The organism is Rhizobium sp. BK661 (genome assembly GCF_024808825.1).
In the GTDB taxonomy this organism is placed as follows: domain Bacteria; phylum Pseudomonadota; class Alphaproteobacteria; order Rhizobiales; family Rhizobiaceae; genus Rhizobium.
The window spans coordinates 87,738-93,931 of the sequence record NZ_JANTYT010000019.1 but is presented as its reverse complement, the minus strand read 5'-3'; the positions used below and the strand labels follow the sequence as shown (position 1 = coordinate 93,931).

Sequence of the window (6,194 nt, the reverse complement as noted above, 5' to 3'; positions counted from 1 at the left end):
TCAGCTTGCCGGCAGTGGCACGTTGATCAGTCCGGCTCACGCCGGAGAGCATGGGACCAGAGCCGTCCAGTTACACCACTGCAGTGGGCACGATCGGATGTTTGGACTGAAAGTCGGCGATAAGCTCTTCCATTGCTTTCTTGGGCGCGGGATCGGAGTGGTCCGAGTTGAGCACGATTTCACCCGACAATGCCGCGGAAACGCCCATCGCATAGCTGAGCGCGACCGCGCCCAGACCAAAGAACTTCTTCATGGTTTACCTCCCGGTGTTGAACTGCAAGCCGCTCGCGCTTCTCTCCCACGCGAGTTCATTGCAAATGAGCAAGCAAACCTGTAAGTTTCTACCGACTTTTCGAAGATCACTTCCGGAATCCTAAGGTCCCTCATGGTTTCATCATCATTCACTCGAAAAGAGGACGAGTCGGTACCTGTTCATGATGGATTGTCACGACATCCACTCGTTGTTTTCGGGGATCACAGATTTTGTGCGGGCGAGCGCTTGGACGTGCGGACCATGAGCGGCCCCCACATGCACAGCCAAGTTGAGCTGAACTTCGTGTTGGACGGTACGATAACTTATTGGTTCGATGGTAGGCTGCTGCAAATAAAAGCCGGCCAGCTTTGCCTGTTTTGGGGAATGGTTCCGCATCAAGTGATCGACATCAAGGAGCCGACGAGTTTTGTCTGCCTTTATGTACCGATGTCCGCGCTCATCCATCTCGGCAATAGGCAAGAGTTCCGCGATGCGATTTTTGCCGGCGGACTTATCGAAGCGCAAGTCGTCACGGCATATGACCGCCCGGTCCTGCTTCGGTGGCGCGACGAGCTACTCAGCGGCAATCTTGAACTAGAACAGATTGTTCGAGACGAACTCGTAGCTCGCATCAAGCGGATCGCTGTCGAGGGCTGGCATGATCTACGCCATCTGGGTTCCGCACTCGCCCTGCCATATCATCATGATGCTGACCGCCTCCCCAAGGTGGAGCAAATGCTACGTTACATCGCCGAAAACTGTCATAAAAAAATAAGTGTGAATGACGTGGGCGACGCAGCGGCGCTTCATCCAAACTACGCAATGTCGATTTTCAAAAAATCGGTAGGCATGACAATAAATCAAGCTATTACACGCCATAGACTGGACACAGCGCAGTCTTTGCTTATCGCGACTGAGTCGCCAGTTTCAAATATCGCCTTCGATGCTGGATTCGCTTCATTATCAACCTTTTATGAAGCATTCGAAAAGAGATTTGGAGTCAAACCCAGAGATTACAGAAGCCGGTTCAAATCGGCGTCATCGCCATAGATGGTCCGATTTCTCGAAAACGCTGCTCCACTTAAGAAGACGCCCTACATTTTAGCTAGTGTCGGCTGAGCTTCCGATCGAGGAAATTGTGGATCAGAGGCGCAATCTCGGGCAGCTTGTCTTCCAGCGCGAAATGACCGGTGTCGAGGAGGTGCATCTCGGCATGGGGCAAGTCGCGTAGATACGGCGAGGCTCCGTCGGCCGGGAAGATCTTGTCGTTCTTGCCCCAGACGATAAGGGTCGGCGGCTTCTTCTCGCGAAAGAACTCCTGGAATTTCGGGTACAGGGGGACATTGGTCCCGTAGTCGTGGAACAGGTCCAACTGGATGTCGTTGTTTCCGGGACGATCAAGAAGCGCCTGGTCGTGCACCCAGTTATCGGGGTCGATGTGCGTGATATCGCTCATCCCATCGGTGTACTGGAATTTTGTGGTTTCAGGCGTAAATAGCACCATCAGAGCTTTGCGGTTTTCGGGCGTGTCGTTCTTCCAGTATGCCTTGATCGGGTCCCAGAATTCCTTGAGGCCTTCCTCGTAGGCATTGCCGTTCTGGACAATCAACGCAGACACGCGATCGGGTTGCTTCAACGCGAGCCGATAGCCGACGGGGGCGCCGTAATCCATGAGGTACATCGCGTATTGCTTGACATCCAGCTTGCCCATCAGGCTGTCGATAATGTCCGCATAATGCTGAAACGTATAGTCGAACTTGGTGTGGTCGGGCGCGTCGCTCTGACCGAAGCCCGGATAGTCGGGTGCTATCACATGGTACTTGTCAGCAAGTATCGGAATCAAATTCCTGAACATGTGCGACGACGTCGGGAAGCCGTGCAGGAGGAGCACGACCGGAGCGTCGACTGGCCCAGCCTCGCGATAGAACACGTTAGTGCCGTCAATCTCGACGGTATGATACGTGACCTGCGGCACGACGAGTTCGTGCTCGGCTGCGGACTTCTTGGCGGCAAAGGATGTCGTTGGAATGGCGCTGGACGCGGAGAGCGCGAACACCAAGACAAGGGTCGCCCTGCTCAACATCAATCTGTTCATTTGAATCTCCAAGCTGACGGCGAAGCTGATTGATCTTGGGCATGGTCGGCCGTCGAATGCCAAGATTGCTACGCCCGACGAGCTTCAAGGGCGAGTTAATTGTAGTGAGGCACCGTGAAATCCCGCGAGCAGGCATGAAAGTCCAGTTTATCGATACGCACGAGCATGCTAGCCAAAGCCGTCGGTTTTCCCGACGACACGATGCCGCGGAGATCGAATGGCGGGATCGTTAGCAAGGAACACCCTGGGCGAGGTGTGGCCGTCGATGGTGTTCGAGGAATGCAATGTCCGTTTCCGGATTTAGCCCACGAGGAAGACACAGAAAGCATGAGGGCTGCACACTGCCGACCATGCTGCTCAGAGCAGCTTCAGCCGAGAGGCCGCGACGACAGCTTGAATGCGGTTGGTCACGCCTAGCTTCTTGATGGCAGTTTTTAAGTATGCCGTCACCGTGTGGCTGCTCAGACCGAGGATAATAGCGATCTCGTCGCTGCTCTTGCCTGCCGCTGACCACCGTAGGCACTCGATTTCCCTTCGCGAGAGAAGCTTGATCGCGCCGCTGCCGCGCGTGAGATCGTCCAAGGCGGTCATCAAATCGTATACCAGATCGGCGAGCTCTGCATTCGAGCAGTTCGATCCCGAAAGCATGAAGAGATATTGCCGCGCCTTGGCGTCATGCAGGGAGATTCCCACATTGCACGCGAAGCCGTCGTCATAAAACACCCCGCCAATCTGGCTTGCCACGCCTTCCCTTTCCGCCCGGGCAAAGAGCAATTGCTCCGACGAGACCGGGAGCACGCTTTCCTTCAGCTTTGCGACGATGTTGCTCTGGGTGAACATGTCGGTCGACCGATAGCTTTGCAGGAGATCGCCCGGCCAATTGGTCGTGATCAGGTTATCGAGAAGGCCGCCACGAGCCGCCTCTGGAAAGACGGAAACCAGGAAGAAGTTCAGCCCGAACTTCCCCACGACGTCGCGTATCGCGACCTCGAAGGCCGCCAGCCGACGGGGCTCCCTGTCCCATATGTGACGATCGTGATGGCTCATGACCTACCCTTTGCCACCACTACCATGATTTGGAGCGTCTCGGTGTGAGATTGCGTTAGACGACCGCGCATCGCTCAGCTGCATACACCAAATTTGGGGCATTGGGCCCGTTCGGCCGAGCACCTATCTCGGAACACGGCGGACCTGGGCGACCACCCCCGCCTGAGTTCGACGTGGGCTTCCGTCACGAGGCGGAAGCCCGTTTGTTTGTGCCGCAAGTGAATAGATCAATCCGACTTAATCGAAAGCCCAACAGCCCCGAGCGAGCTACATTCCCATCCAGCGAACAAATTCCATAGGGTTGAGAGCACCCAGATAGCTCCTCCCCACTACACCATACCTCAACAGCCCGAGCGTGTTCTGGCTGAACGCCTTCGCACGTCCCCAATAAGGAGAAACGCATGACCAAGAGACTTGAGAACAAGGTCGCCATCGTGACAGGCGCCAACAGCGGCATTGGCCTCGCCACCGCAAAGCTGTTCGCCGCCGAGGGCGCCCACGTTTACATCACTGGACGCCGCAAGGAACAGCTCGACGCCGCAGTCGCTGACATCGGTGGCAGCGTTACCGCCGTCAATGCCGACTCCACCAAGATGGAAGACCTCGACCGCCTGTTTGCGCAGGTGAAGGCCGACCACGGACGTCTCGACGCCATCGTCGTCAACGCGGGCGGCGGGAGCGTGCTTCCTCTCGGTCAGATCACCGAAGAGCAGGTCGACGACACTTTCGGGCGCAACGTGAAGGCCGTGATCTTCACAGTACAGAAGGCGCTTCCTCTTCTCAACAAAGGCTCCTCGGTCGTCCTGATCGGCTCCACGACCAGTATTGAAGGAACACAAGCGTTCTCCGTCTACTCCGCCTCGAAGGCAGCAGTACGCAACCTTGCCCGTTCGTGGGCGCTCGACCTCAAGGGCAAGGGCGTTCGCGTGAATGTGCTGTCGCCTGGACCGACCCGCACTCCCGGCCTTGTGGAACTCGTGGGCGACGACAAGAACGCGCAACAGGGCTTCCTCGATGCTCTCGCGTCCACGATCCCGCTGGGCCGCGTCGGCGAGCCTGAAGAGATCGCAAAAGCAGCGCTTTTTCTGGCTTCCGACGATTCCAGCTTCGTGAACGGCGTCGAACTCTTCACCGACGGCGGCAAGGCTCAGGTCTGAGCTTCCACGGGGCAGTCCTCTTTCGGCCGCCCCTCCCTCTCTCGTCATGTCTCCTTCTTGACGAGGGCAGCGCTTGCACTGTCAATTGCGCGGATCGAAACCAACCACATGAAGTGACCCTATGAACCTGGACGACGTGCTTCGCCTTCTGCTCGATCCGATCACGCAGTTCGCGGCGCTGGTCGTTGCACTCGTCGTAGCGAGAACGCTTGTCCGGGGCCGCCCGACGCACCGCTTCATCGTCCACATCGCTTTCTTCGCCATCCTCACCATCCTGCTCGTGGGTCACGACGTCGCTCCATGGACAACGGTCACTGGCGACGAGGACCTCACCCACAAGATGTTCATCGGCGTCGCCAAAGCCACCTGGTGGGCAGGCGGAGCGATGGTGCTCGCGAGTTCGGTGCGCGTCTTCCTGATCTTCGAGCGAAAACCTCGGGAGGGCCGCCTGATCCAGGATTTGCTCGTGGCCTTCATATACCTCGGCGCGGCTCTTTCGATCATTGCGTTCGTATTCGATCTTCCGGTACGTACCCTGGTAGCGACGTCTGGCGTCTTCGCCATCGTCCTGGGTCTCGCGCTCCAGAGCACGCTCAATGACGTCTTTTCAGGGATCGCGCTAAACCTTGGTCGGCCATATACCGTCGGGGATTGGATCGAGGTCGAGGGAGGCGCCCGTGGACAGGTGGTCGAGACGAACTGGAGGTCGACGCACCTGCTCAACGATACCAACGACCTCGTGATCGTGCCCAACAGCACCCTGGCCAAAGCCACGTTGACGAACCTTACTGGCACCGACTCCGTTCATGGCTCGAAGGTCGTCATCAGAGCATTGCCGACACGGTCGCCGGCGGTCATCGAGGAGACGATGAAGACGGTCCTCCTCAGCGCGAACACGATCCTCAAATACCCGGCGCCGTCGGTCTCAGTCACGGGCCTCGATGGTTCCGCGGTCGAGGTCGAGCTCTCCTTCAAAGTCGCTAACCTCGGCCGGACTGGGATCGCCAAGAATGAGATCTTCGACCTCGTCTTTAGGCACGCTAAGGCGGCAGGAATTCAGCTGTCGACCGCGGCGAACGCACTGACAGAGGCGTCGCCTGCTGAAAGCTCAAAGCATCCCGGCACGCCATGGCGCCTGCTGACATCGATCCCGCTGTTCTCGGCTCTCACCGAAGACGAGATGGAGACGGTGGCGAACACCATGAAGCGTTGCACCTTCAAGAAGGGCCTTGTCATAGCTCCGCAGAACGCTTCGATGACATCTCTGATGATCGTCCGGAGCGGTGTCGTATCGGTCGAGCGGGACGAGGAAGATGGAAGGAGCGAGGAACTGACGCGCCTGGCGCCCGGCGACCTGTTCGGTGAGCGGGGTGTTCTCATGGGCGCGCCGGAGCCAGCCACCATGCGCGCACTCACCTTCGTGGTGGTCTACGAGATTTCGAAGGACCATCTAGCGAGCGTCATGCATGAGCGCCCTGCCCTTGTCGAGGAACTCAGCCAGCTCCTGGCGAAGCGTGTCGAGACCGAGGAGCACCTGAGGGCCGACGGGAACGCTGGTGCGGAGGCCCATCCGGTTTCATTGGCAGCCAAGATAAGACATCTTTTCAGACTTCCGCACGGCAGCATCAACTGACATTTGGAC

Annotated in this window: 6 protein-coding genes; 3 read left to right on the top strand and 3 right to left on the bottom strand. The window is 57.7% G+C overall.

All coding sequences use genetic code 11. From position 1 onward, the window contains the following. Window positions 1–70 precede the first annotated feature (70 nt). Window positions 71–253, bottom strand: coding sequence for a hypothetical protein (locus FHX16_RS25920; protein WP_259131137.1), 183 nt, complete (start codon window positions 251–253; stop codon window positions 71–73). Between the two features lie 132 nt (window positions 254–385). Between FHX16_RS25920 and FHX16_RS25915 the strand changes: the two genes are divergently transcribed. Continuing rightward, window positions 386–1,303, top strand: coding sequence for a helix-turn-helix domain-containing protein (locus tag FHX16_RS25915; protein WP_183758927.1), 918 nt, complete (start codon window positions 386–388; stop codon window positions 1,301–1,303). A 55-nt stretch (window positions 1,304–1,358) separates the two neighbouring features. On the opposite strand, the gene FHX16_RS25910 is transcribed toward FHX16_RS25915, so the two are convergent. Together FHX16_RS25910 and FHX16_RS31505 are read right to left on the bottom strand one after the other, a co-directional pair. After that, window positions 1,359–2,348: an alpha/beta fold hydrolase gene (locus tag FHX16_RS25910; RefSeq protein WP_183758925.1), complete on the bottom strand. Its 990-nt coding sequence runs from the start codon at window positions 2,346–2,348 to the stop codon at window positions 1,359–1,361. A gap of 357 nt (window positions 2,349–2,705) precedes the next feature. Further along, window positions 2,706–3,395 carry a helix-turn-helix transcriptional regulator gene (locus tag FHX16_RS31505; protein WP_310503152.1) on the bottom strand — a complete coding sequence of 230 codons (690 nt, stop codon included), beginning with the start codon at window positions 3,393–3,395 and terminating at the stop codon, window positions 2,706–2,708. A 401-nt stretch (window positions 3,396–3,796) separates the two neighbouring features. On the opposite strand from FHX16_RS31505, the gene FHX16_RS25900 reads away from it, so the two are divergent. After that, window positions 3,797–4,552: an SDR family NAD(P)-dependent oxidoreductase gene (locus FHX16_RS25900; protein ID WP_259131134.1), complete on the top strand. Its 756-nt coding sequence runs from the start codon at window positions 3,797–3,799 to the stop codon at window positions 4,550–4,552. 121 nt (window positions 4,553–4,673) lie between these two features. Then, a complete protein-coding gene (locus FHX16_RS25895; protein WP_259131131.1) occupies window positions 4,674–6,185 on the top strand; it encodes a mechanosensitive ion channel family protein in 1,512 nt (503 codons plus the stop codon). Window positions 6,186–6,194: the final 9 nt, after the last annotated feature.

Bases quoted from the DNA above. Each gene is read 5' to 3' on its own strand.
- FHX16_RS25915 (WP_183758927.1), top strand. From the start codon at position 386: ATGGTTTCATCATCATTCACTCGAAAAGAGGACGAGTCGGTACCTGTT.
- FHX16_RS25920 (WP_259131137.1), bottom strand. From the start codon at position 253: ATGAAGAAGTTCTTTGGTCTGGGCGCGGTCGCGCTCAGCTATGCGATG.
- FHX16_RS25900 (WP_259131134.1), top strand. From the start codon at position 3,797: ATGACCAAGAGACTTGAGAACAAGGTCGCCATCGTGACAGGCGCCAAC.
- FHX16_RS25895 (WP_259131131.1), top strand. From the start codon at position 4,674: ATGAACCTGGACGACGTGCTTCGCCTTCTGCTCGATCCGATCACGCAG.
- FHX16_RS31505 (WP_310503152.1), bottom strand. From the start codon at position 3,395: ATGAGCCATCACGATCGTCACATATGGGACAGGGAGCCCCGTCGGCTG.
- FHX16_RS25910 (WP_183758925.1), bottom strand. From the start codon at position 2,348: ATGAACAGATTGATGTTGAGCAGGGCGACCCTTGTCTTGGTGTTCGCG.